The organism is Vibrio sp. KUL78, from assembly GCF_059725505.1.
In genome coordinates this window covers 689,103-712,122 of sequence record NZ_AP045838.1, presented here as the reverse complement: position 1 = coordinate 712,122, position 23,020 = coordinate 689,103, and the positions used below count along the sequence as shown (strand labels likewise).

Here is a 23,020-nt window from a genome sequence, read left to right as displayed (position 1 = left end):
TTCCTCCTACGCGGCTAAGTTACTGGCTTTTTGCTCAGCCATATGTTGAAGCTTTATCAGTAAGCCGATGATGCACATATATAGGACAGCCGCGCAGAGTATTGGTCCTAGAGGTTCATAAGTGACGGCTGCGATACGGTTAGTTACGCGTGTTAGGTCTACCACACCAATGACGGCAATTGCTGGGCTGCCCTTAATTAAGAACGACATTTCATTCACAAGCGCGGGTAGGCTAACGATCACCATCTGTGGGAACATAATGCGGCGAAAATATACTAATCGAGACATGCCGATCGCTTCGGCGGCTTCTTTTTGTCCATTTGAAAAGTTGAGAAACGCATTGCGCCAGATTTCAGCGTTGAACGCGGACGTATTGAGTGTGAGACATAAGATAGCGGAAAGGTGTTTGTCTAGATTGATGCCAAATGATGGGAAAGATAAGAAAATAAACAAGGCTAACGTGACCAGTGGTGTCGCTCTCGCCCAACTGACGTAGACGCCTAGAAATTGGTCTAAGAAAGGCACTTTCGCCATCCTAACCAGAGCAATCACGAGTCCTATGACAACGCCTAAAGCGATAGAAACAAGGGAGATCCAAGCGGTCGTCCACGCGCCTTCTAATAACTGCATCCATGCGTAGTAATCCATAATGTATGCACCTCCAAAAAGATTGTTTAGGAATGTGGGCTTGCAGTTACATGACAAGCCCACTTGCTTAGGTCATCGTTTAGCTAGGGTTTACTGCAGTTAATGAGTGGTATTGTTCAACTGTTGTGATTGGCTCGATTGGCAAGTCATCAAAGGATTCGCCGAACCATTTCTCTTGGAGCTCAGCTAATCGTCCCGTTTCTTTGAGGTGTTTGAAAAAGTCCGTTAGGTATGCCAAGAGTTCTGGATTTTGTTTTGGTACGGGCCAGCTTACGAAACCAGGACCAGATACCGCTTCACCCTTCTTAAACACCTTCGACTTAGTCTTCACTACCTCATTGACGGAAACGATGCTGTTAATGACATAGTCAACGCGTCCATTCGCAAGATCGGCATAGGCTTCTGGGTAAGATTGATATTCAACCACTCGACCCAAAGATTTGCCCTCGGCCTCAAGCATGGTTTTAAGCTCTGGGAGACGCTCTAGCAGAGCGCTACCGGCTTGAAGGCCCACTGTTTTCCCGTCTAAGTCAGATACGCCAGATATCGAGTCATCTTTGGCTCGAGCTAAGAAGTAATGCTGAGCAGAGGCGATAGGGGGAGTGAAATCAAAAACTTGAAGCCTTGCATCGGTGACGATTGCGCCAGTTAGAGCCAAGTCATATTGACCCGCAGAAACAGAAGCGAGTAGGCCTGTCCAAGGTAGGATGTCTTGTTTGACCTCAAACTTTGCGTATTCGCGAAGCTCATCGAGAAGATCTTTGTTGATGCCGCTTGGTTGACCTTTAGCGATGTAGTTAAACGGTGAGTAGTTATCCTCTGTCGCCACCTTTAGTACGCCCGACTCCAAAACCTGTGGAAGGTCGGCACTGACAGCGCTAGCTGAAGAGCCTACTGCTAATGCAATTGCCGCGACTGAGAACCATTTTTTAATCTGCTTTCCATGTCCCATATATCCATCCTTTTCAATATTGTGAACGTTTTCTTTGAACACATTCACTTTAGATATTTGTAACCATTCGGAGTTAGAGCCAATTTTAAAATCGGCATGGGACAGCTGCAGTTTGTAAACAAATAATACCCACAGTTGTTGTGGTCTATTTCTTGCTCTCTTAATTAACAGTTAGTCGTCGTAATGTATTTCTGGAGGGGTTAAGTTGTGGCCGTGGATTATCAGTGTTTTATTGAGTTTGATTCAACCAGAAGCTTGCAGGAGCAAGTTCGTGAATACCTTGTGAAAGCGATTTTGTCGGGGATCTTCTCGCCTGAGCAGGCGCTCCCATCTTGTCGTAAGCTGTCCCAGCAACTGAAAGTTTCTAGGAATACTGTCTCTTTGGTGTATGAGAGTCTGCTAGACGATGGTTATCTAATTAGTCGTCCAAGAAGTGGGTATTATTTATCTGATGGCTATAAAGAAAGCTCGCAAGAGAGTGCTGTGAATATAGAGCTAAGTGCAGATAATAGTGCAGACGCTGCACCAAATTGGGACGATAAAATAAAGGTGAATACCCACCAATTTCCAAGAATTGTAAAACCGACACATTGGAGTTGCTATAAGTATCCGTTTATTTATGGTCAGCCCTATATTAATGATTTTCCATTATCACACTGGAGAGAGGCCACAAGAAAGGTGATTGCCGACTCCCACGATCATGGCTGGCTTTGCGACAAGGTTGATAAGGATGTTGAGTTGCTCGTTGAACAGATACGAACTCGCGTTCTTCCGCAAAGGGGCATTCACGCCAGCAATGATGAGATTTTGATTACCATTGGATCTCAAAATGGTCTCTATTTGTTGTCTCAGTTGCTGATGAATCGTGATTCAAGGGTGGGTGTTGAGAATCCTGGCTACAAAGAGGCGTACAACATTTTCGGCTTGGCAGGTGCGCAGTTACATCCACATCAAGTTGATGATGAAGGTTTGAAACCAAACTCACTCTCTTCAATGTGCGACTATTTCTATGTAACGCCTAGTCATCAAGCGCCAACGGGAGTAACGATGAGCCAGCAGCGTCGAAAAGAGCTATTGGAACTTGCGCAGCGGAACGACGCCATCGTTATTGAAGATGACTACGACTCCAACAGTAACTTTGAGCTCAACCCTGCACCGGCTTTAAAAGCGCAAGACAAGTCCGGTAGAGTGATATACGTAAGTAGCTTCTCGAAAATCCTCGCACCAGGACTCAGACTTGGGTTTATTGTCGCTCCAGAGGAGCTTATTTATGAGCTGAGAGCGCTGCGCCGGTTGATGTTTCGTCATCCACCGACTCGATTACAGATGGAGATGGCGCATTTCATCGCTCAAGGCTACTACGATAGCTTTGTACGTCGTTTTCGTGAAAACACCCGACAGCGCTGGGATATTATCAATGATGCAGTATCAAAACACATCCCATACTGCGACAGACTTGCCAAGAATGAACTGAGCAACGCTCTATGGTTGCAAACTCCCGACAAGATAAGCAGCCAAAGACTTGTTTCGCGCGCAGCACAACATGGGGTATTAGTGGAAACCGGGTATTCGCACTTTATGACGGCATCTCAGCCCGATTTAGGTGATCAATGGACAATGTCTAATACGTTGATGAGTAACGATGCTAATCGCTATTTCAGGTTGGGGTTTCATTCCATTGATAAAGCACTAATACAACCCGGTATTATCGAGCTCGCAAAAGCGTTTGATGGGCTAAGGTAGTGCCTTAATAGTTTGGTTAGCGGATAGTTTAGAGAGAGTGAAAGTAAGTGCCAAGCGAATCGCTTGGCACTTATTGCTGTTGTTAATCGAATTCAGCTAAGACTTCGTCAATAAGAGCGACGCCATGCTTGATCTCGTTTGGCTTGATGATCAGCGGTGGGGTGACATGAATACGGTTATTAACGATAAAGGTCAACAATCCTCGCTCAGTGAGTTTTTGCTTGATGAGTCCCATCTTCGCATTACTCAGCGGCTCTTTGGTTGATTTGTCTTCGACGAGTTCTACCGCCCAAAACATCCCTTTACCTCGAATGTTACCAATGACGCTGCGCTGGTCGCACAGGGCCATTAATGAAGGGCCGAGCAATGAGTTTCCGATCTCATCGGCGTAATGAATGATGCCTTCTTCTTCCATTGCATCGATTGCCGCGACAATTGTCGACATGGCAAGCGGATGGCCTGAGTAGGTCAGTCCACCCATAAAGAATTCGGACTTAAAGAACTCGCAGATAGCTTCGCTAACCATCACGCCTCCCACGGGCACATATCCGGAGTTGACCCCTTTAGCAAAGGTCACAAGATCAGGCGTCACATTGAAGTGTTCAAACGCAAACCATTTGCCAGTGCGTCCGAAGCCGACCATCACTTCATCGAAGATCAGCTGAATGCCATGTTGTGTCGCGATGTCACGCACACCTTGTAGGTAACCTTCAGGGGGCAATAGAAATCCAGCCGTTCCTGGGATGGTTTCAAGAATAATAGCGGCAATTGAGTTTGGTCCTTCGCACTCAATGACTCGTTTTAGGTGAGCAAGTGCGCGTTCACACTCTTCATGTTCAGAAGTCGAGTTAAATTCGGTGCGATACAGATACGGGTTAAAGAAGTGCACGTGACCGCGACTGTACTCATTCGGCACGCGTCTGAAGTCGCCAGTCGCTGCGATTGCTGAACCAGTGTTGCCATGATAAGAGCGATAGGCTGAGAGGACTTTATCACGTCCAGTAAACTGCCTTGCCATGCGAATGGCGTTCTCGTTAGCATCGGCACCTGCATTGGTGAAGAATACCTTTTTGAAGCTATCAGGCGCACGCTCAAGAATGCGTTTGGCCGCCATACCGCGAGTGAAGTTGGCAGTAGCTGGCGCTATGGTTGCTAGCGTATCTGCCTGATTCTTTAGCGCTTCAATGACCTTAGGATGTTGATGACCGATATTGGTATTCACCAACTGGCTGCTAAAGTCTAAATACTCTTTTCCGTCAAAATCCCACATAGTGCAGCCTTGCCCATTAGCAATCGCGATGGGCGTCGCACTCTCTTGAACTGACCAAGAATGGAAGACGTGTTTATCCAGTTCAATAACGTCTTGGTTAGTAATTTCAGATGATAACAAATCCATTTTTCTCTCCTGTGCAATGACATCGCTCTTGAAACGCGAGCAGTAAAGCTATCTTGGCGAGAAATGGCGTCATGGAAGTAGTGTCAGTTTCAAAAAAGTCGTGGGTCAGTAATTCCAGCATCTGTCTGCCCTAGAGGATTCTTCAAACTGGCTCTATGGCACCAAACGCAATCTATTTACATTGAAAACACACAGCGCATCAGTATTGAGATTTGAGGTCAGCACATTGGAACAGCATCGTCATGGCATGGATTGAGATAGGGATCGCGTCGGTACTGATCGTTTTTGCAGGAGTGGTACGTGGCTATTCCGGATTTGGTTTTGCGGTCATTGCGGCTCTTTGTTTGAACTTTGTTTTTACACCGATTGAGTCGATTGTTATCGCCATTACGCTGGACCTACTTAGTAGCGTTTGCTTGCTGCGTGGTGTGCATACCGAGATAGACAAACCGCTAGTCAAGAGGTTGATAGTAGGCATGCTTATCGCTACGCCGTTTTCGCTATTTGTCGTGTCTTGGATTTCATCTGAGGCTTTGAAAATGTTAATCGCCGGGCTGTCTATGGCGGCGGGAGGGCTGATAATGCTGGATTTAAGGCTGCTTTGGCTCGACAAGCGATATTCACTCGCAGTCGGGGCGTTCTCCGGGTTTGGTATGACTGCCGGTTCTGCAGGTGGACCACCGCTTATTTTGTACTTGTTGAATCTGACGATGAGCAGCAAAGAGCTCAGGGCAACAGCCATCGTCTTTTTTATGGTCAGTGCTTTGACCTCATTGGTGGGGTTAACGGCAATTGGAGCGGTTAGTAGATATTTGATGTTAGTCGGTCTTACACTGCTGCCTTTTGCTTTAGTGGGTAATTTGCTTGGGCAAAAGATGCATCAATGGCTACCTGAGCTCTCGCCAAGGTTTACTACAGCTCCAATTTTAATGGGTTTAGCGCTCGTTACTTTTTTTACTTTGATATGGACTTACTTTGAGAGGGAACAGCAAGATGAAGAAAATTGCATTTATTACTGGCGCAACTTCTGGTTTTGGACGTGCAGCCGCAGAGAAATTTGCAAGTGAGGGGTGGTCTTTAGTGCTATCGGGAAGACGCTTGGAAAGATTGTTAGATCTTAAGGAATGTTTTGATGTCCCAACGCATATCATTCAGTTGGATGTACGAGATGCAGCGGCTGTGAAAGAGGCTGTCGAATCCCTACCGAGTGAGTTCTCAGAGATAACCGCACTTATCAATAACGCAGGGCTAGCGCTGGCGCCAGAAGGCGCTGCAGATGTGGACCTATCCGATTGGCACACCATGATTGATACCAACTGCACGGGGCTCGTCAACGTGACCCATGCCTTACTGCCGAAGCTAATTGAAGTAGGCGCGGGGACAACTATCATTAATGTTGGCTCTATTGCAGGACAATGGCCTTATCCAGGTAGCCACGTTTATGGTGCAAGTAAGGCATTTGTTAAGCAGTTTAGCTACAACCTGCGCTGTGACCTTCAAGGCACAGGTGTAAGAGTGACAGATCTCGCTCCAGGTATTGCTGAGACAGAGTTTACCTTGGTAAGGACCAAAGGCGATCAAACGGCCTCAGATAACTTATACAAAGGTACAACTCCACTTAGCGCTCAAGATATTGCTGAGCATATGTTTTATATCGCCAATCTTCCCGAGCACATTAATATCAACAGAGTTGAGGTGATGCCGACACGTCAAGCTTGGTCACCGTTTGCCATTGATCGAGACTAGTCAGGTCTCAACAAAAGACTGTTCATAACAGTAAACCCATATGCTTAGCATGTGGGTTTGTTGGTTTTGGGGCTGAAAATGATTGAAATCCATTCACCTACCTTATTCCTTTACTTTTATCCCCTCGATGTATTACTCCAACTGCTGCGAAAAGTACAAGCGAACACGATAACTGTCTATGTTCCAATCTGCGTTAATAAACCACAATGAAAGCACATAACAGGGAGCGCTCTCCAAAGCGCCAAAACTCAGTCTAGCGAAAAGGAAGATACCATGTCTCTACAACAAGAATTTCGTAACGCGATGTCGAAACTCGCAGCTGCCGTCAACATTGTGACCACGGGCGGTGAAGCAGGTACCATTGGCATTACCGCTACCGCCGTGTGTTCGGTAACAGATAGCCCAGCAACCTTGTTGGTTTGTGTGAACCGTTCCAGTGCTTCTAACGATATCTTTAAGCGCAATGGTCGTATGTGCATCAATACCTGTGCGAGTGAACACCAGGAAATGTCCATGCACTTTGCTGGAATGACAGGATTAGAGATGGAAGAGCGTTTCGAGCTGGAAGGTTGGAAGCTCAACCAGCATCAGGTACCAGTATTGAACGGTGCACTAACCACGCTTGAGGGTCGCATCAGTGATATGAAAGAAGTGGGGACGCACACGGTGTTCTTTTTAGAAGTCGAGGCAATCACGACACAAGACAAAGATGCGCTCATGTACTTTGACCGTCAGTTCAAACATCTACAAGCAGATGTGAAGGTCGCCGAAGTGGCATAGTCGTTAAAAAGCTAAGTAGGAATAAAAATAAAAACACCCGCATAAGCGGGTGTTTTAGTGTTTGCTCGCGATAAGTTCGTTGAGCAAGTTAGAGAGCTCTGAATAACGATCCTCTCCAATACGCTCTTTTAGAGCGACATATTGCTCTTCAATTTGTGGCCGTAAGCGTTCTACCAAGCTTTCCGCTTTGGCAGTTAGGTGAATGTAGGACTTGCGTCCGTCGTGTTCGCACTTCTTCTTCTCTACATAACCAAGCTTTTCGAGTCGATTGATAATACCAGTGAGACTGGGACTGAGAATACAAGACTCACGAGATAGGGTAGTGAAGTCGATTTCGCCTTTGGTGTCCAATACACGCATAACGCGCCATTGCTGCTCGGTAAGGTCGTTACTTGCCAGCACGGGACGGAAATATTCCATGGCGATGTCTCTGGCTCTAATCAGTTGGAGCGGCAGAGAATCTTCGTATTTTGTCACTAGGTTAACCTTCATAATTTCCTTACTACTAATAAACCATATATCAGAAATAAAATGAAGTCATCCTATTGATATATGGTGATTTATTTGTCAATAAATACAGATAGATACTTTACTCTAAACGAAAAAGTGGCTTCCCCAAAGGAAAGCCACTTTGCTTTTTAATACAACATGTTAGGCAAGAACAACACAATAGCGGGTACTAGAACGATAACGGCTAATCGAACCATATCTGCTACCCAAAATGGGAACACGCCTTTGAAAATAGTACCGGTGTTGATGTCTTTTATAATGCCCGAGAGAACAAATACGTTTAGACCCACAGGTGGGGTTATCAAGCTGATCTCCGTTACCACGACAACAACAATACCAAACCAGATAGGATCGAAGCCCAATTCAACCACGACGGGGAAGAAGATTGGCACCGTCAGTAGCATCATCGACATACTTTCAAACACGCAACCGAGAATGATGTAGACCAGTAGAATCAAACCGAGCGCCATCATTGGTGTTACGTTAGCGGCTTGAATCATTTCAACTAAGGCAGTTGGCAGCCCAGCACGGTTAATAAAGTTAGACAGAATCAGCGCGCAAATGACAACAGCGAAGAGTGAAGCGGACGTTTTTGCAGTATCCACCAAAATATCACGCATCACCTGATAGTTGAGCTTGCGTCGATATGCGGCGAGCGTAAATGCACCTGTTGCACCTATACCAGCTGCTTCCGTTGGCGTAAAGGCTCCCACATAGATGCCTCCCATCACAAGCACAAACAAGAGTAGCGTTGAGAGGATGCCTTTTAATGCGATAAATCTTTGACCCCAAGGTATGCGCTCACCAGGAGGTGCACTTTCAGGGGAGCGGAATACAACCCACTGTACTGCCGCAAGATAGAGCCCGATACCAAGCAGTCCAGGTAAGAAGCCTGCGGCAAAGAGTTCGCGAATACTGCTCTCAGTGAGCAGTCCATAAATTACCAGCATGACACTCGGTGGAATAAGGATCCCAAGTGTACCTCCTGCCGCAATGGACGCAGCTGCTAAGCCATCAGAGTAGCCATACTTTCGCATCGGCGGCATGGCAACTTGTGACATGGTGGCAGAGGTTGCAAGACTAGACCCGCATATTGCAGAGAACCCACCGCAGGCAAGAATCGTCGACATCGATAGCCCGCCTCGCTTGTGCCCAACAAAGGCATTACAAGCGCGGTAAAGCTCGTTCGATAAGCCCGCTTTAGTTACGAAGTTGCCCATTAAGATAAATAGTGGAATGACTGAAAGACTGTAGTCTTGGCCGGTATCGATGATGCGTCTTGCTGCCATCGACATGGCGGCATTCCAGTTGTAGTCATTGATATACCAAAAGCCGATAAATCCAACCACACCCATCGCAAACGCGAGAGGAAGGCGAAGAAATACCATAATGATCAATGCAGTAAAGCCGATAATTGACTCAATCATTTACGCCTCCTTGCTATTTGTGTTGACGGTTGGAGCAGGGCTCTTTTTGCTAAATAAGCCTTTTGCGTACACCAGAGCGTTGAAACCTGTAAGTGCGCCACCAACAAAGCCGGTAATGGAGATGAGATAAGTGACATAGCCTAGTGGCATTTCAAGGATCTCGGTCACCTCTTCGTATTCCAGAGAGCGTCCGGCTAGCTTCCAGTTCATCATTGCCACCAAAATAAGCGAGCAGCTGCAGATGAGGTTAATCACAATCTGCCTCACGCCAATCCACTTCTCTGGGAAGTAGTTGTCGAGCAGGTCAACACATATATTTTCTTCATTCCACGACACCAGTGGAAACGCCATAAAAACCATCACTGCGAGCAATACTTCGATGAGCTCAGTAGACCCCATCACGGGAGCGTTAAAGAAGTATCGACCAGTCACATCAACGAACGTTATCAACATCATGAGAAGTAAGCTGATGGCAGCGAGGGTTTCTAGCCCTCGCCGTATGGTCTTAGCAACACTAAAACCATTCATAGTGATTACAATCCTTGATCAAGTTGTTGGTAGAAATACTCATAAGCGGCAGGACCATCGACCTTGCGCTTTTTCGCAACCTTGTACCAGTTATTGACGAGCGGCTCGCTGGATTTTTTCAACGACTCAATCATTTCTGGTGATGCTGGAGTGAAAGTATGCCCGCCCTCTAAAGCGGTTTCGTAAGCAGCGTTGTCAACGTCATCCCACATTTTGCCGAACAAACGCGAGAGTTTTTCACCGGAAACATCTTTGATCGCTTGTTGATCTTCTTTCGAAAGTCCACGGAAGGTATCGATGTTCATAACGATGGCAAAGCTGCCGCGATACAGGCCGCCAGGAATCACTAGTGTATTGTCTGCAACTTCGGCAAGTCGGAATGAACTCAGCGCCTCAACCGGTTGATACGCGCCTTCAACGACACCTTGAGAGATAGACTCGTAAACTTTAGTTGTTGGAATGAAAACTGGAGTCACCTTCATATCTTTGGCGACAGAAGAAATCACACCACCACCGACACGAATTTTCTTACCCTGGATAGCTTCAAGGGACTCTACGGGATTTTTAGTAATGAGCTGACCGGGTCCGTGGACGCTCAATGCCATCACTTCAACACCGCGGTGCTCACGCCCTTTCTTAAGGTACTTATCGTAGGTTCGCCAGTAAGCTTGTGACATTAACTCAGAGCTAGTGCCTTCAGAAAAGGTTGGAATTTCAGGTAACTGAGTCAACTGAAAGCGTCCTGCTTTGTGACCATGAAAAATCCAAGTGACATCACCGATGCCATCTGTAACGACATCAACTTGTGTTTGTGGTGGGGCGAGATCGTATTCAATTTTGATACCGACACGACCATCAGTCGCTTCTTCTATCCATTGTCCCCAAGTTGGCCATACAACCTTGTTGATGCCATGGTTGGGTGAACCCCAAGTACTGATTTTAATGACTTTTTCTGGTTCAGCGTGTACGGAAAAAGATCCCATAAGAAGTAGAGCAGTTGTAGTAATAGCGGCGACTTTATTTACTCGCATAACGTCTTTCCTTTCGTTTCACGGTTTATTAGTTGCTCGATCCTGCTTGAGCATTGCCCACTTAGTGAGTCGTTGTTTTGTTGATTACTTAATGTATTAACTAGTTTCGCTCAAAATCAAATCGCCAGTGTTAATTAAATGTATCAATAATGCTTAATATGTTAACTAGATCAATGAAACAAAAATTAATCAGGGTTTTGTAAAACACTCTTAGTGATAGATGCCTCACTTTGCTCTGAATACCCATCAAAAATCATGACTCCTGTCACGGTAAGCGTGAAATGAAGTTACATTTCATCATTCTGTAAAATTGGAGTTTTAATTAAATTTATTTAAAAACAGCAGCTTAATCTGGATTTTGTCATTTCTGGACTTTACTTAACATATTAACTAAAGTACTTAACATATTAATTACTTTGGGCGGGTAACCGCTCAATCAGCAAGACCAAAATAGAAAACAATAAGTCATTGCTTTAGCCAGCACGGAAACGAAAGGAAATCGAATGTTAACAGAAGAGCAAATTCAAGTAGCTGCCGAACGTCTCTATAAGGCAGAGAAAACCAGAGAGCAGATCGCTGCTCTTACGTTGGATTACCCAGAAATGTCGATGGACGATGCCTACAAGATCCAGAGCCGCTGGGTGGAACGCAAAAAACGCGAAGGGGCAGAGGTTAAAGGTTACAAAATCGGGCTAACGTCACGCGCTATGCAAATGGCCGTCAATATCGACCAACCTGACTACGGTGTGCTTTTGGATGACATGTTCTTTTCTGATGGTGCGCAGATCGCTGTTTCAGACTTCCTAGACCCCCGCATCGAAGTAGAGCTGGCTTTTGTTCTAAAGGACAAATTAGAAGGTGACAATGTCACTATTTTCGATGTCCTCAACGCGACCGATTACGTCATTCCTGCGCTTGAACTTATTGCAGCTCGATGCCATCGAACCGATCCCGAGACAGGCTATACCCGCAAGGTGTACGACACCATCGCAGATAACGCTGCAAATGCCGGCATCATTTTAGGTGGACGACCGATCAAACCAACAGAAATCGACCTTCGATGGGCTGGCGCCATGTTGTATCTCAATGGACAGATCGAAGAGACCGGCCTTGCTGCTGCGGTATTGGGCCATCCTGCAAATGGTATCTGCTGGGTCTGTAAGCGCTTTGCGCCGCACGGTGTCTCTCTTGAGCCGGGTCAGGTCATTCTAGCGGGCTCCTTTACAAGACCCGTTCCAGTGAAAGAAGGCGATACGATTCATGCTGACTTTGGTCCGTTAGGCGGTATTTCAGTCAAGTTCGTGTAGGGGAAAGTTATGTTGGAAAACCAATTTAAACAGTCGCTATCAGGTAATGACCCTCTTTGGGGATTGTGGCTAGGCTTGCCAGATACAAGCTGCGCAGAGATCTGCGGTGGTGCAGGGTTCGATTGGGTATTAATCGATGGCGAACACGCCTCGTTTGACCTAACCAATATTAAGCTTCATCTGCAAGCGCTCGCACCATACAACACATCACCAATAGTCCGTGCGGAAGATGCGAATCCCACATTGATTAAGCGTCTGCTTGATATTGGCGCGCAAACTTTGCTAGTGCCAATGATTAATACCGCTGAACAAGCAGAAAATGTTGTTAAATCAGCGTTATACCCGCCGCTTGGTACTCGTGGTATTGGCAGTGCGCTCGCACGAGCATCGCAGTGGAATCGCATTCCACAGTATCTGCACCGCGCTAACGACCAGATTTGCATTTTGGTTCAAGTAGAGACCAAAGAAGCAATCGAAAACATTGAGGCAATCGCCGCTGTTGAGGGCATTGATGGCATTTTCATTGGTCCGTCAGACCTAAGTGGTTCGATGGGGCACATTGGAAACCCTAGTCACCCTCAAGTGACTGCCGCCATCGACCACGCAATCGACGTGATTCAAAAAGCAGGCAAAGCAGTGGGGATACTCTCTCTCAACCCAACACAAGCGAAAGATTATGCCGATCGCGGCGTTACCTTCATCGGCGCTGGCGTCGATACGCTGCTGCTTCGTCTAAGCGCGGAGCAGCTCGCATACAAACTTAAACACGTTGACGATATTGAAACCCCCGTCATCGATAACGTCTATTAAAGGTAGGAAAAACGATGAATGCGAAATTACAAGGGAAAGTAGTTTGCGTGGCGCTCAACGATAGCCAGCAGCTCGAAAACCTAGCTGACACCTTTAAGCAACCACCATACAAAGCATTGCCGACAGAGCCTGTGCTGTATTTCAAGCCACACAATACTTGGAATCAGGATAACCGTGCTATCGAATGGCCTGTGAAGCAAAACGAGCTGGTTGTTGGTGCGAGTCTCGCCGTGATTATTGGCAAGCATTGCTGTCGAGTGACTCAAGAAGCAGCTCTTAATTATGTGGAAGGGTTTGCGCTGCTACATGATTTTTCTTTGCCAGAAGCGAGCTATTACCGCCCAGATATCAAAGGTAAATGTATCGACAAATCTGCCACGATATCTGTCCCTGTGCTCACATCAGATTTGAGCAACTACAAAGAACTGGAGTTGGTGACGGCAGTTAATGGTTCGGTGAAGCGCTACTTTCCTTTGAGCCGATTAGAGCGTGATGTTGAGCAATTACTTGAGAAGATCTCTCGCATTATGACGCTAGAGAAAGGAGATGTCATCGCGGTTGGTTTTGCGGGTGAGCGCGTCGAACTCCAACCATACGATCACGTCACCTCAACGCTTGGTGAGGTACTACGTTTAGAAAATATTGTCGCAGGAGGTGAGTAATGAAACGGGCACGTATTCAATATCAACAACAAGTGCTGAATGTGACAGTCAATGACGATCTATCGGTGAATACCGAAGCGGGTGATGTCATTGAGTCAGGTGCCTATGAGTTTTTGGTGCCAGTAGAGAACCCAGGAACAATTTTCGCGCTGGGACTTAACTATGCCGATCATGCGTCAGAGCTCGCCTTTGAGCCGCCAAAAGAACCGTTAGTTTTCCTCAAGGGTCAAAACACGCTAACACCGCACGGCAAGCCATCATATCGACCAGATGGTATCGAATTTATGCATTACGAGTGTGAGCTTGTTGCTGTGATTGGCAAGGAAGCACGCAACGTAAAGCGTGAGGATGCGCTGCAGTATTTGAGTGGTTTTACCGTGTGTAACGATTACGCCATTCGCGACTACCTAGAGAATTACTACCGACCAAACCTAAGAGTGAAAAGCCGAGACTCGCTGTGTCCTATTGGTCCGTGGATTGTGGATGTAGACGACATCGAAGATGTCACCAACCTCAAACTTGAAACTCAGGTCAATGGCGAAGTGACTCAGGTTGGGACGACTGCAGACATGATCTTCGATGTGCCTTTCTTGATTGAGTACTTGAGTGAATTTATGACTCTAAAACCGGGCGATCTTATCGCGACAGGCACGCCGAAAGGACTCAAAGACATTCATCCAGGCGATGTGGTTCGCTGCGAAATAGAAGGCATTGGTGCGCTCGAAAACCCAGTCCTTTCGGAACAAGATTTTTACGCCCAGCGATAGCTCAGAATAAGAAAAAGGAACAAAGATTATGGCTCAACAACTAGATAGCAACCTCACCAAAGCCGAGCAGTACCTAGCAAAATATCGCAACCAAACACTCGGTCATTATATTGCTGGCGAGTGGAGCTTAGGCTCAGAGAGTGAAACATTCGAAAACTTATCGCCAACGAACAACGAAAGCCTTGGTAAAGTCGTTAAAGGCAGCGCCGAAGATGTGAACCAAGCGTGCCTTGCGGCGCAATCAGCCTTTACGGAATGGGCGGAGATGGCTGGTAGTGATCGTAAAAAGATCCTGCATCGCCTAGCCGACAAAATCGAAGAGCGAGCTGAAGAGATCGCTTTGGTTGAATCCATGGACTGCGGTCAGCCTCTGCGCTTTATGAAGCAGGCAGCTATTCGAGGCGCAGCGAACTTCCGATTTTTTGCGGATAAGTCACCGGAAGCGAAAAACGGATTGTCTCTACACCAAGACAATCACACTAACTATACGGTTCGTACACCGATTGGTCCTGTTGGCGTCATCACTCCTTGGAACACGCCTTTCATGTTATCAACGTGGAAGATTGCACCAGCGTTGGCGGCGGGTTGTACTGTAGTTCATAAACCGGCGGAATTCAGTCCGTTAACGGCAGCAATATTGGCGGAATGTGCGGAAGCGGCAGGTTTACCAGCGGGTGTGTGGAACATGGTGAACGGTTTTGGTGAAGTTGCAGGTAAAGCTCTGACCGAACATAAAGCAATCAAAGCGGTGGCATTTGTTGGTGAAACCGTGACTGGCTCAATGATTCAAGCTCAAGGCGCACCAACGCTTAAGCGTGTTCACTTTGAACTTGGCGGAAAGAACCCTGTCATCGTGTTTGATGATGCCGATTTCGAACGTGCACTCGATGCTGTTGTGTTCATGATCTACAGCTTGAACGGTCAGCGCTGTACCAGTTCAAGCCGCCTTCTTATCCAAAGTGGTATCAAGCCCAAGTTCATTGAAGCACTAAAAGCACGAGTCGAGAACATTCAAGTCGGCCATCCATTGGATCCTGCAACAGAAGTTGGCCCTTTGGTTCATCAATCCCATTACAACAAAGTCCTAAGTTATATGGACGCTGCAACCGAAGATGGCGCGACCATTGCTGTTGGTGGCAAAGCGATTGATAGCTTTGGAAATGGTAACTACCTGACGCCTACGCTGTTTACAGACGCCGATAACAGCATGCGTATTGCCAAAGAAGAGATCTTTGGACCCGTACTAACCTGTATTGAGTTTGACAGTGAAGAGCAAGCTCTAGAGATTGCAAACGACACTGACTACGGGCTGTCAGGGTATATCTGGACCTCAAACACAGGTCGAGCTATGCGCATGGCAAGCAAAGTAGAAGCAGGAATGATCTGGGTGAACTCTGAAAATAATCGAAACCTACCATCACCATTTGGCGGTGTAAAAATGTCGGGCATTGGTCGTGATGGTGGAGACTGGAGCTTCGATTTCTATATGGAAACGAAGAACATTTGTATTGCGCATGACACTCACAACGTCCCTACGCTAGGAAAACAATAGGTAGTAGTTGAAACAATAATAACAACCTTTGCGCAGGCTCGCTTCGCGCTGCTTAGCGAGCCTTTTTTAAGGAGTGACCCAATGCCACATTTTATTATGGAATTCTCACCAAATATTGAGTCGGATATCGATATTCCAGAGCTGATGAAAGTGATTCACCGAGAAGCCATCGAAACAGGCGTATTTCCAAAGGGTGGAATTCGAACCCGTGCCGTCAAAAGTGACTATTACCTCATCGCCGACGAAGACCCAAACAATCGCTTTATACATCTCACGGCAAAAGTGGGAGTAGGGCGAGACCTTGAGGTTCGCCGACAAGCAGCAGAGCGTATCTTTAACGTGTTTTGTGACTATTTACAGCCAACGTTTGATAGCCAATATCTCAGCATTGGTTTTGAGATGATCGAGCTGCATCCAGAGCTGAATTACAAGAAGAACAATATTCATCAGAAGCTAGCGGCGAACAATAACGCTTGAAAGAGAAAGGGAGAGCAACATGCTGTCACTAGGGCATTTGAATCATGTGGTGATGACTATTCTTCCTGTTTTTCTCGTTATTGGCCTGGGCTACCTTGCTTCTAAACAAAAAATTATTCCGGAAAATGGTCACAAGGCGCTTGCGGCGTTTGTGTTTAACTTCGGATTGCCAGCGGCCATTTTCAGTGCGCTAAGTACCAGACCACTGTTGGAAATTTGGAATGCGGACTATTTGCTGGTTTACACCATCGGCTCTCTGCTTGCTTTCACCTTGGTCGCTGTGGTGAGTGCGTTAGTTCTACAAAAGAACCTGACAGAAAGCGTGGTGCTAGGACTTGGGGGGAGTTTTTCAAACAGTCTACTTATTGGTTTTCCGATTATCTTCTTTCTGTTTGGAACACAAGCATTAGTGCCGTTTTCACTCACGCTCGTGGTGGAAAACTTAATCATGCTACCGCTACTCCTTACGCTCGCAGACCTGACAAACGGCGGTGGCGGTAGTCAGTTAACTGAGAAAATGAAAGCAACGTTTTTTAGCCTGACTAAGAACCCGGTCGTGATGGCGATAGTGCTGGGTATGTCCGTGTCAGCGCTTGGGATAAAAACACCCGAAACCGCAACCCATATCGTTGACATGTTAGCAAATACAGTCACAGGTGTGGCCTTGTTTACCATAGGGGGCGGTCTGGTTGGCGTCAGTGTTCGCGGACGCAAGAAGGAAATCGGCACGGTGATGCTGGGCAAGCTGCTTATACACCCTTTGCTGTTGCTAATAATGATTCTGCTTTGGTTTGACCTTGAGCCGACTATGGCTGCTGTTGCCGTAATTTTGGCAAGCATGCCTATGTTTGGTGTCTACGCCGTGATTGGACAGAAATACAACATGGGAGCCATCTGCTCAGCAGTGCTGCTTCCAACCACCATTTTTGCAATGGTGACCGTGAGCCTAGTGACGGCATCGGTCATCATGATTTTTAGCCTCTATTAAGGGCTTAATCGATAACTTGAAACCGTACAACGAGCTTCTTTGCACAATGACGGGAAGCCATATTCAAAAGGAATAGAACGATGGGAAAACTCTGCGTTGCCGCCAAAATTACTCATGTACCAACCATGTTAATGTCCGAAGAACCTGGCCGTCTTCATGGTTGTCGAAAGCCTGCGATTGATGGCCACAAGCAGATCGCTCAGATGGCTAAGGATCTCGATGTTGATACTGTTGTCATCTTAGATACGCACTGGCTGGTCAATGCGGGCTATCACATCAATGCGCGAGACAAGTTCTCTGGCACCTATACCAGTAACGAGTTTCCCCATTTTATTCAAAACCTAGGCTACCAATACTACGGAAACCCAGAACTGGGCGATAAAATCGCTGAGCTGGCGACAGAAAAAGGCGTGTATACCTTGTCGCATCAAGTAGATTCTCTGGATCTAGAGTATGGTACCTTGGTTCCTATGCGTTATATGAACGAAGACTGTCAGTTTAAGGTCGTCTCAATTGCCGCTTGGTGTACGGTTCACGACATCCAATCGTCTAGAAGACTGGGAGAAGCGATTCGAGAAGCGATTGAAGCCAGTAATAGTCGCGTGATGTTGCTCGCTTCAGGGTCGTTATCGCATCGAATTTGGAATAATGAGGACTACGAAGCCAACAATGGCACCTTCACCATCTCAAAAGAGTTCAACCGACAGGTGGATTTAAGAGTCCTTGAACTGTGGGCGCAGCGAGATTATTCGACCTTCCTGAAGATGTTACCCGATTACGCCAACCTCTGCTCTGGGGAAGGTGGCATGCACGATACCGCCATGCTGTTTGGTGCACTCGGTTGGGATAAATATGAAGGCGAAAGTACCGTAGTCACGGAGTACTTCCCAAGCTCGGGTACCGGACAAGTGAACGTTGTATTCGAAGTAACAGATTAAGGGGGCGTTATGCAGCTAACTAACCCAGCGCTATTCATAACCGAACACTGCTTTATAGGCGGAGAGTGGTTTGCGTCGCCCACTCAAAGCAACACAAGTGTAATGAACCCCTCGACTCTGCAGTCTCTAGGTGGTGTCCCGAATCTTGGTTCAGTAGAGGCTGAACTATCCGTTGAAGTTGCCCAAGCGGCGTTTCAAGGGTGGAAGCAAACGACGGCAGAGCATAAGTCTTTGGTATTGAGGAAATGGTACGATCTAATCGTTGAAAATACGGATGATTTAGCCCGTATCTTGACGACAGAGCAGGGGAAGCCGTTTACTGAAGCGAAAGGGGAAATCGCTTACGCCGCAAGCTTTGTTCTTTGGTACAGCGAAGAAGCGAAGCGCGCTTATGGAGAAATCATCCCTAGCCACAAAGCGGATGGCAAGATCGTTGTCACGAAAGAGCCTATAGGTGTGGTGGCAGCGATTACCCCTTGGAACTTCCCTGCAGCAATGATTACGCGCAAATGTGCTCCCGCTTTTGCAGCAGGTTGTTCCGTCGTACTAAAGCCAGCACCGGAAACGCCATTTACCGCGTTAGCGCTAGCGAAATTGGCTCAACAGGCGGGGATCCCTGATGGTTTGTTCAATGTGATTACCGGTGATGCAATCGAAATTGGTAGCGTGCTGACGTCGAGTAAGAAGGTCCGTAAAGTGTCGTTTACCGGTTCCACTAACGTGGGTCGAATCCTCATGAATCAATCTGCGTCTTCTATCAAAAAGATGGCACTTGAGCTTGGTGGAAATGCGCCATTTATTGTATTTGAAGATGCAGATATTGATGCTGCTGTCGAAGGTGCCATGATCGCCAAGTTTAGAAACGCCGGACAAACCTGCGTGTGCGCTAATCGACTGTACGTACATGACGCGGTTTACGATGAGTTTGAAAGTAAATTGACTCAAAGAGTGCTAGCACTAAAGGTCGGTGATGGCTTTGAAGAAGGCGTTACTATTGGACCGTTAATCAATCAACAAGCAGTAGCAAAAGTGCAAGCTCACGTCAGTGATGCCCTTGAAAAAGGGGCGGTGGTTCAGTGTGGTGAGTTTGACTCCGTTAATAGTCAGTTTGTTCACCCGTTCGTTGTAACTGAAGTGACCGATGAGATGCTGATTGCTGAAGAAGAAACGTTTGGGCCTTTGGCCCCATTGTTTAGGTTTACTAGTGAAGCAGAGGTTATCGAGCGAGCCAATGACACCGAGTCTGGTCTTGCTGGTTATTTCTATACCAAGTCATTAGGTAAGGCGTGGCGAGTCGGGGATGCACTAGAAGTTGGGATGGTAGGCATCAATGAAGGCTTGATATCGACAGCTGCTGCTCCGTTTGGTGGTGTTAAAGAGTCAGGGCTCGGCCGCGAAGGTTCACGTCACGGGATGGATGAATTTATGGAAATGAAGTACTTGTTTATGGGTGGTCTAGATTAGCCATACTTGACCATCCCCATTCTGCAAATCTCATAATAAGGGAGAGCCGTTAGCGCTGCTCCCTTTCTCTAAACCCAGACGCAGTTTCCCCTGAGTTTTTCTTAAAAAACCTCGCAAAGTACGCCGGATCTTGATAACCCAGTTCGTACGCCACTTCTTGTACCGACATAGCGGTAAGGAGTAGCAAGCGCCTTGCTTCTTGCATGACACGGTCGGCTACTAGGCGTTTAGAAGCAAGCCCACTCACTCGGCGACAAATATCATTGAGCCTCGCTGTGGTTAAACCTAATTGATCCGCGTACTGAGGTAAGGTCCAATGAGACTTATAATTTTGCTCGATGAGCTGACTAAACTGATTGAAAACATGGACATCATTGCTACGGTAGGTGGTGTTCGTTGGCTGCGCATTAGCAAGCCGCAGTACATCAATTAGGATCAATTGCAATATAGCCTGACATGCAGAGTCACTCATGAAATCCGCGCCACTTTGCTCATCAATCAACTGCTCAAAGCGTTGAATAAGTCGGTGGTCTTCCGCGACCTCAGTACAAAATGGCTGCATCGCGGTTGAAGCTACATCATTGCGCCCAATTTCGATGTCCAAAAGTCTCCAGACTAATGTTTGGCTTGCCGTAATCACAAAGCCGTTGGCGTGATCATCTGTCACGAATGAGTGCGGTACTGTCGGAGGGGTAAAGAATAGAGTGACACCGTGTTTGGAGTAGTGAGATTCATCCAACAATACGTGGGTAGTTCCCTCCAAAATGCAGTGAATCTGGTAGTAGCGATCATGGTAGTGTGTTGGCATGTTTCGACCAAAAAACAGCGCCAAACTATCGAGCTTTTCGACGTGAAATTCACTCTCCTCGTAACGAGAGTCGTAGACTTTCCCAATGTTCAAATTCGGGATCGTTAGTCCTTCCATGTATCCAACTCACCTTTTGATTTTGATAATAGTTAATATATTAGGTAAATCTACGAAAAGTACAAGTTAACGTTGCTAACATCCATTTAACATTGTCGGTTTTGTGAACATACTACGTAGTAATTGCCCACCCAACACAATTACTACAGGGCTAACGTTCAAAAGGAATCGATGATGAAAAGACCTAATCCTCTACTCGAAAAACTTCAAACTGTTCTTCCAACTATTGCTAGCAATGCCATGCAAGCTGAACAGGACCGTACACCACCGGAAGAGAATATTCGCTTGTTACGAGAAATTGGCTTCTTTAGAGCGTTTCAGCCTAAAGCGTATGGTGGCTTAGAGATCTCTCTTCCTGAGTTTGCGGATTGTGTTGCCGCGCTAGCTGGCGCTTGTGGTGGCACGGCTTGGGGGGCGAGCTTGCTCGCAACGCATAGTCATCAAATGGCGATGTTCTCCAAACAGGCACAAGAAGAGTTTTGGGGAACCGACCCAGAAGCAACAGCAAGCAGTAGTATTGCGCCATTTGGTAAGACAGAAGAAACCGAAGGTGGTGTAATCTTTAATGGCGACATGCGTTGGAGTAGCGGCTGCGATCACGCTGACTGGGCCATCTTAGGATTTAATCGATTCGATGAAGACGGCAACAAGGTTTACTGTTTTGGTGTCGTACCTCGCCATCAATACAAGATTGTCGATGATTGGTATGCCGCAGGAATGAAGTCCAGTGGCACTAAGACACTAGAGCTTCGCGACGTCTTTATCCCTGAACACCGCATTGAGACAGCGAAAGGCATGATGGAAGGGTACTCTGCCGGTTTTGACTTGTATCCAGAAAGCGATATTTTCTATACCCCATACCGTCCATATTTTGCTTGTGGCTTCGCGGCAATCAGTTTGGGTATCGCAGAGCGAATGTTGGAAGTCTATAAAGAGAAACAGAAGAACCGAGTCCGTGCCTATACAGGGGCGAATGTTGGAGTGGCAACACCTGCATTGATGCGTTTGGCTGAATCGACGCACCAGGTTGCTGCAGCTCGAGCGTTACTAGAAAAGACTTGGGATGACCATAAAGAGCACGGTGAGCGTAAGGAATACCCATCTGCTGAGACATTATCATTCTGGCGAACAAATCAGGCTTTCGCGGTTAAGATCTGTATCGAAAGTGTCGACCGTCTGTTCGAGGCTTCTGGTGGTATGGCATGGTTTAGCGACAATGAAGCACAACGTTTGTTCCGTGACTCTCATATGACTGGCGCACACGCCTACACGGACTACGATGTCTGTGCCCAGATCTTGGGTCGCTCGTTGATGGGACTTGAACCAGACCCAACTATGGTATAGATGAACTGACCTAACTACTAGTGAAGAAAAAGTGAGATTCATGTCTCACTTTTTCTTTTTACATCAGTGTGATAGTGCAATTAAGAAGCAAATCGAAGCAAAGATGCGCAGTTAACCCAAAATGAGCAAAAAGAGGCTTTTCTTTTCTATCAGATGTGGCATATTAACTCTCGTCCCACGATGATGCGTGCATCGTATAATGGCTATTACCTCAGCCTTCCAAGCTGATGATGCGGGTTCGATTCCCGCTGCACGCTCCAAGTTTCTTATCTACAGTAACTCCCAAAAAACAAACAATATCAAAGCATTATCATATCTATAGATCTTCAGCTTAAAGCTATCACTAAAGATTTCCAAACCAATCTCCGTGCACTGAGACCACTTTGAGACCAAATCTAGACCATCGTACTTTTCAAGTATATATGGTGTTAACTGATCCTAAATGGTCTAGTTGTCAGCCCACTATTACCCCAGTTAATTCGAAACTAGTCGTTATCATCTGGAATCAATTCTAACAACTCACCCACACTGCACTCCAAGTAGATACACAACTTTTCCAGTGTATCGAAATCTACACGATTGTTTGTTTCATGAAATAGGCGGTTAACAGTACTGCGGTTGATACCTGTGTCCCTAACAACGTCAGAAATTTTGAGTTTTCGAGCACCCAGTAGAGTGGAAAGATGGCACTTTATCATTCTATTAAGACCTAATATGTTTCCCTAAAGACACAAAATGGTGTTGACAGGTAATCTTTTGTGTCTTAGTGTTTCTCTAGAGCTACGAAATGTAGCGAATAAGACAGGAAATGATTATGGCATATACCTATCTAACGACGGAAGAGCTTTCTTCTGTCATCAAGTATGACGCACGTGTAATTCGTGAACAACTCAAAGATAACGTGTTATTTGAGGGGGTTCATTATATTCGACCATTTGGTGGACGGAAAATTTTGTTCATATGGGAACGCATCGAAGAAGAAATGCTTAACGGTGTGTGCGTAGAGACGATGTTACTGAAGTAAA

Annotated in this window: 24 protein-coding genes and 1 tRNA gene; 16 read left to right on the top strand and 9 right to left on the bottom strand. The window is 46.5% G+C overall.

Annotation, left to right across the window (positions count from 1 at the left end; genetic code table 11):
• Positions 1-6 precede the first annotated feature (6 nt).
• Positions 7-648, bottom strand: coding sequence for an amino acid ABC transporter permease (locus AC6I8Y_RS19870; RefSeq protein WP_498022829.1), 642 nt, complete (start codon positions 646-648; stop codon positions 7-9).
• Between the two features lie 79 nt (positions 649-727).
• Positions 728-1,600, bottom strand: a complete 873-nt coding sequence (locus AC6I8Y_RS19865) for a transporter substrate-binding domain-containing protein (RefSeq protein ID WP_042470138.1) — start codon at positions 1,598-1,600, stop codon at positions 728-730.
• Positions 1,601-1,807: 207 nt separating this feature from the next.
• Here AC6I8Y_RS19865 and pdxR point away from each other — a divergent pair, with 207 nt between their 5' ends.
• On the top strand, positions 1,808-3,343 hold the full coding sequence (gene pdxR / locus AC6I8Y_RS19860) for a MocR-like pyridoxine biosynthesis transcription factor PdxR (RefSeq protein WP_498022828.1): 1,536 nt from the start codon (positions 1,808-1,810) through the stop codon (positions 3,341-3,343).
• 82 nt (positions 3,344-3,425) lie between these two features.
• Here pdxR and AC6I8Y_RS19855 read toward each other — a convergent pair whose 3' ends face one another.
• Positions 3,426-4,739 (bottom strand): aspartate aminotransferase family protein, encoded by a 1,314-nt coding sequence (locus tag AC6I8Y_RS19855; protein WP_498022827.1) that lies wholly within the window; start codon positions 4,737-4,739, stop codon positions 3,426-3,428.
• A gap of 242 nt (positions 4,740-4,981) precedes the next feature.
• Between AC6I8Y_RS19855 and AC6I8Y_RS19850 the strand changes: the two genes are divergently transcribed.
• The 3 genes from AC6I8Y_RS19850 (at position 4,982) to hpaC (ending at position 7,265) form a co-directional block, all read left to right on the top strand.
• Positions 4,982-5,806, top strand: coding sequence for a sulfite exporter TauE/SafE family protein (locus AC6I8Y_RS19850; RefSeq protein WP_498022826.1), 825 nt, complete (start codon positions 4,982-4,984; stop codon positions 5,804-5,806).
• Entirely contained in the window at positions 5,733-6,485 is a 753-nt protein-coding gene (locus tag AC6I8Y_RS19845) for an SDR family NAD(P)-dependent oxidoreductase (RefSeq protein ID WP_498022825.1), read from the top strand. Before AC6I8Y_RS19850 ends, AC6I8Y_RS19845 begins: the two co-directional genes overlap by 74 nt.
• Positions 6,486-6,758: 273 nt before the next feature.
• Positions 6,759-7,265 (top strand): 4-hydroxyphenylacetate 3-monooxygenase, reductase component, encoded by a 507-nt coding sequence (gene hpaC, locus AC6I8Y_RS19840; RefSeq protein WP_252015113.1) that lies wholly within the window; start codon positions 6,759-6,761, stop codon positions 7,263-7,265.
• Positions 7,266-7,319: 54 nt separating this feature from the next.
• Here hpaC and hpaR read toward each other — a convergent pair whose 3' ends face one another.
• The 4 genes from hpaR to AC6I8Y_RS19820 form a co-directional block, all read right to left on the bottom strand.
• Positions 7,320-7,757: a homoprotocatechuate degradation operon regulator HpaR gene (hpaR, locus tag AC6I8Y_RS19835; protein WP_081935721.1), complete on the bottom strand. Its 438-nt coding sequence runs from the start codon at positions 7,755-7,757 to the stop codon at positions 7,320-7,322.
• A gap of 146 nt (positions 7,758-7,903) precedes the next feature.
• A complete protein-coding gene (locus AC6I8Y_RS19830; protein WP_498022824.1) occupies positions 7,904-9,202 on the bottom strand; it encodes a TRAP transporter large permease in 1,299 nt (432 codons plus the stop codon).
• The gene (locus AC6I8Y_RS19825) at positions 9,203-9,730 is read right to left on the bottom strand and encodes a TRAP transporter small permease (protein WP_128650473.1); all 528 of its coding nucleotides are present in this window, start codon (positions 9,728-9,730) and stop codon (positions 9,203-9,205) included.
• Between the two features lie 5 nt (positions 9,731-9,735).
• Complete coding sequence (locus AC6I8Y_RS19820; RefSeq protein WP_128650474.1) at positions 9,736-10,761, bottom strand: TRAP transporter substrate-binding protein; 1,026 nt, start codon at positions 10,759-10,761, stop codon at positions 9,736-9,738.
• Between the two features lie 503 nt (positions 10,762-11,264).
• Between AC6I8Y_RS19820 and hpaH the strand changes: the two genes are divergently transcribed.
• The 9 genes from hpaH to AC6I8Y_RS19775 all read left to right on the top strand — a co-directional run bounded on the left by hpaH (position 11,265) and on the right by AC6I8Y_RS19775 (position 19,726).
• Positions 11,265-12,068 (top strand): 2-oxo-hept-4-ene-1,7-dioate hydratase, encoded by an 804-nt coding sequence (gene hpaH, locus AC6I8Y_RS19815; protein ID WP_498022823.1) that lies wholly within the window; start codon positions 11,265-11,267, stop codon positions 12,066-12,068.
• A gap of 12 nt (positions 12,069-12,080) precedes the next feature.
• Entirely contained in the window at positions 12,081-12,878 is a 798-nt protein-coding gene (gene hpaI / locus AC6I8Y_RS19810) for a 4-hydroxy-2-oxoheptanedioate aldolase (RefSeq protein WP_498023064.1), read from the top strand.
• 14 nt (positions 12,879-12,892) lie between these two features.
• Complete coding sequence (locus tag AC6I8Y_RS19805) at positions 12,893-13,540, top strand: fumarylacetoacetate hydrolase family protein (protein ID WP_498022822.1); 648 nt, start codon at positions 12,893-12,895, stop codon at positions 13,538-13,540.
• Positions 13,540-14,307 (top strand): fumarylacetoacetate hydrolase family protein, encoded by a 768-nt coding sequence (locus AC6I8Y_RS19800; protein ID WP_498022820.1) that lies wholly within the window; start codon positions 13,540-13,542, stop codon positions 14,305-14,307. Before AC6I8Y_RS19805 ends, AC6I8Y_RS19800 begins: the two co-directional genes overlap by 1 nt.
• 28 nt (positions 14,308-14,335) lie before the next feature.
• Positions 14,336-15,859, top strand: coding sequence for a 5-carboxymethyl-2-hydroxymuconate semialdehyde dehydrogenase (gene hpaE, locus AC6I8Y_RS19795; protein ID WP_498022818.1), 1,524 nt, complete (start codon positions 14,336-14,338; stop codon positions 15,857-15,859).
• Between the two features lie 81 nt (positions 15,860-15,940).
• On the top strand, positions 15,941-16,336 hold the full coding sequence (locus tag AC6I8Y_RS19790) for a 5-carboxymethyl-2-hydroxymuconate Delta-isomerase (protein WP_042470160.1): 396 nt from the start codon (positions 15,941-15,943) through the stop codon (positions 16,334-16,336).
• A gap of 19 nt (positions 16,337-16,355) precedes the next feature.
• Positions 16,356-17,324, top strand: coding sequence for an AEC family transporter (locus AC6I8Y_RS19785; RefSeq protein WP_498022816.1), 969 nt, complete (start codon positions 16,356-16,358; stop codon positions 17,322-17,324).
• Positions 17,325-17,404: 80 nt separating this feature from the next.
• Positions 17,405-18,262 (top strand): 3,4-dihydroxyphenylacetate 2,3-dioxygenase, encoded by an 858-nt coding sequence (gene hpaD, locus AC6I8Y_RS19780; RefSeq protein WP_498022814.1) that lies wholly within the window; start codon positions 17,405-17,407, stop codon positions 18,260-18,262.
• Positions 18,263-18,271: 9 nt separating this feature from the next.
• Positions 18,272-19,726, top strand: coding sequence for an NAD-dependent succinate-semialdehyde dehydrogenase (locus tag AC6I8Y_RS19775; protein WP_498022812.1), 1,455 nt, complete (start codon positions 18,272-18,274; stop codon positions 19,724-19,726).
• A 49-nt stretch (positions 19,727-19,775) separates the two neighbouring features.
• On the opposite strand, the gene hpaA is transcribed toward AC6I8Y_RS19775, so the two are convergent.
• Complete coding sequence (hpaA, locus tag AC6I8Y_RS19770) at positions 19,776-20,651, bottom strand: 4-hydroxyphenylacetate catabolism regulatory protein HpaA (RefSeq protein ID WP_498022810.1); 876 nt, start codon at positions 20,649-20,651, stop codon at positions 19,776-19,778.
• A gap of 174 nt (positions 20,652-20,825) precedes the next feature.
• Here hpaA and AC6I8Y_RS19765 point away from each other — a divergent pair, with 174 nt between their 5' ends.
• Together AC6I8Y_RS19765 and AC6I8Y_RS19760 are read left to right on the top strand one after the other, a co-directional pair.
• Positions 20,826-21,995 carry a p-hydroxyphenylacetate 3-hydroxylase oxygenase component gene (locus AC6I8Y_RS19765; protein WP_498022808.1) on the top strand — a complete coding sequence of 390 codons (1,170 nt, stop codon included), beginning with the start codon at positions 20,826-20,828 and terminating at the stop codon, positions 21,993-21,995.
• A 185-nt stretch (positions 21,996-22,180) separates the two neighbouring features.
• Positions 22,181-22,255 (top strand) — tRNA-Gly (locus AC6I8Y_RS19760).
• Between the two features lie 225 nt (positions 22,256-22,480).
• Here the strand turns inward: AC6I8Y_RS19760 and AC6I8Y_RS19755 are convergent.
• Positions 22,481-22,693, bottom strand: a complete 213-nt coding sequence (locus AC6I8Y_RS19755) for a helix-turn-helix domain-containing protein (RefSeq protein ID WP_498022806.1) — start codon at positions 22,691-22,693, stop codon at positions 22,481-22,483.
• Between the two features lie 116 nt (positions 22,694-22,809).
• Here AC6I8Y_RS19755 and AC6I8Y_RS19750 point away from each other — a divergent pair, with 116 nt between their 5' ends.
• The gene (locus tag AC6I8Y_RS19750) at positions 22,810-23,019 is read left to right on the top strand and encodes a hypothetical protein (RefSeq protein WP_391091824.1); all 210 of its coding nucleotides are present in this window, start codon (positions 22,810-22,812) and stop codon (positions 23,017-23,019) included.
• The last annotated feature ends 1 nt before the right edge of the window (position 23,020 follow it).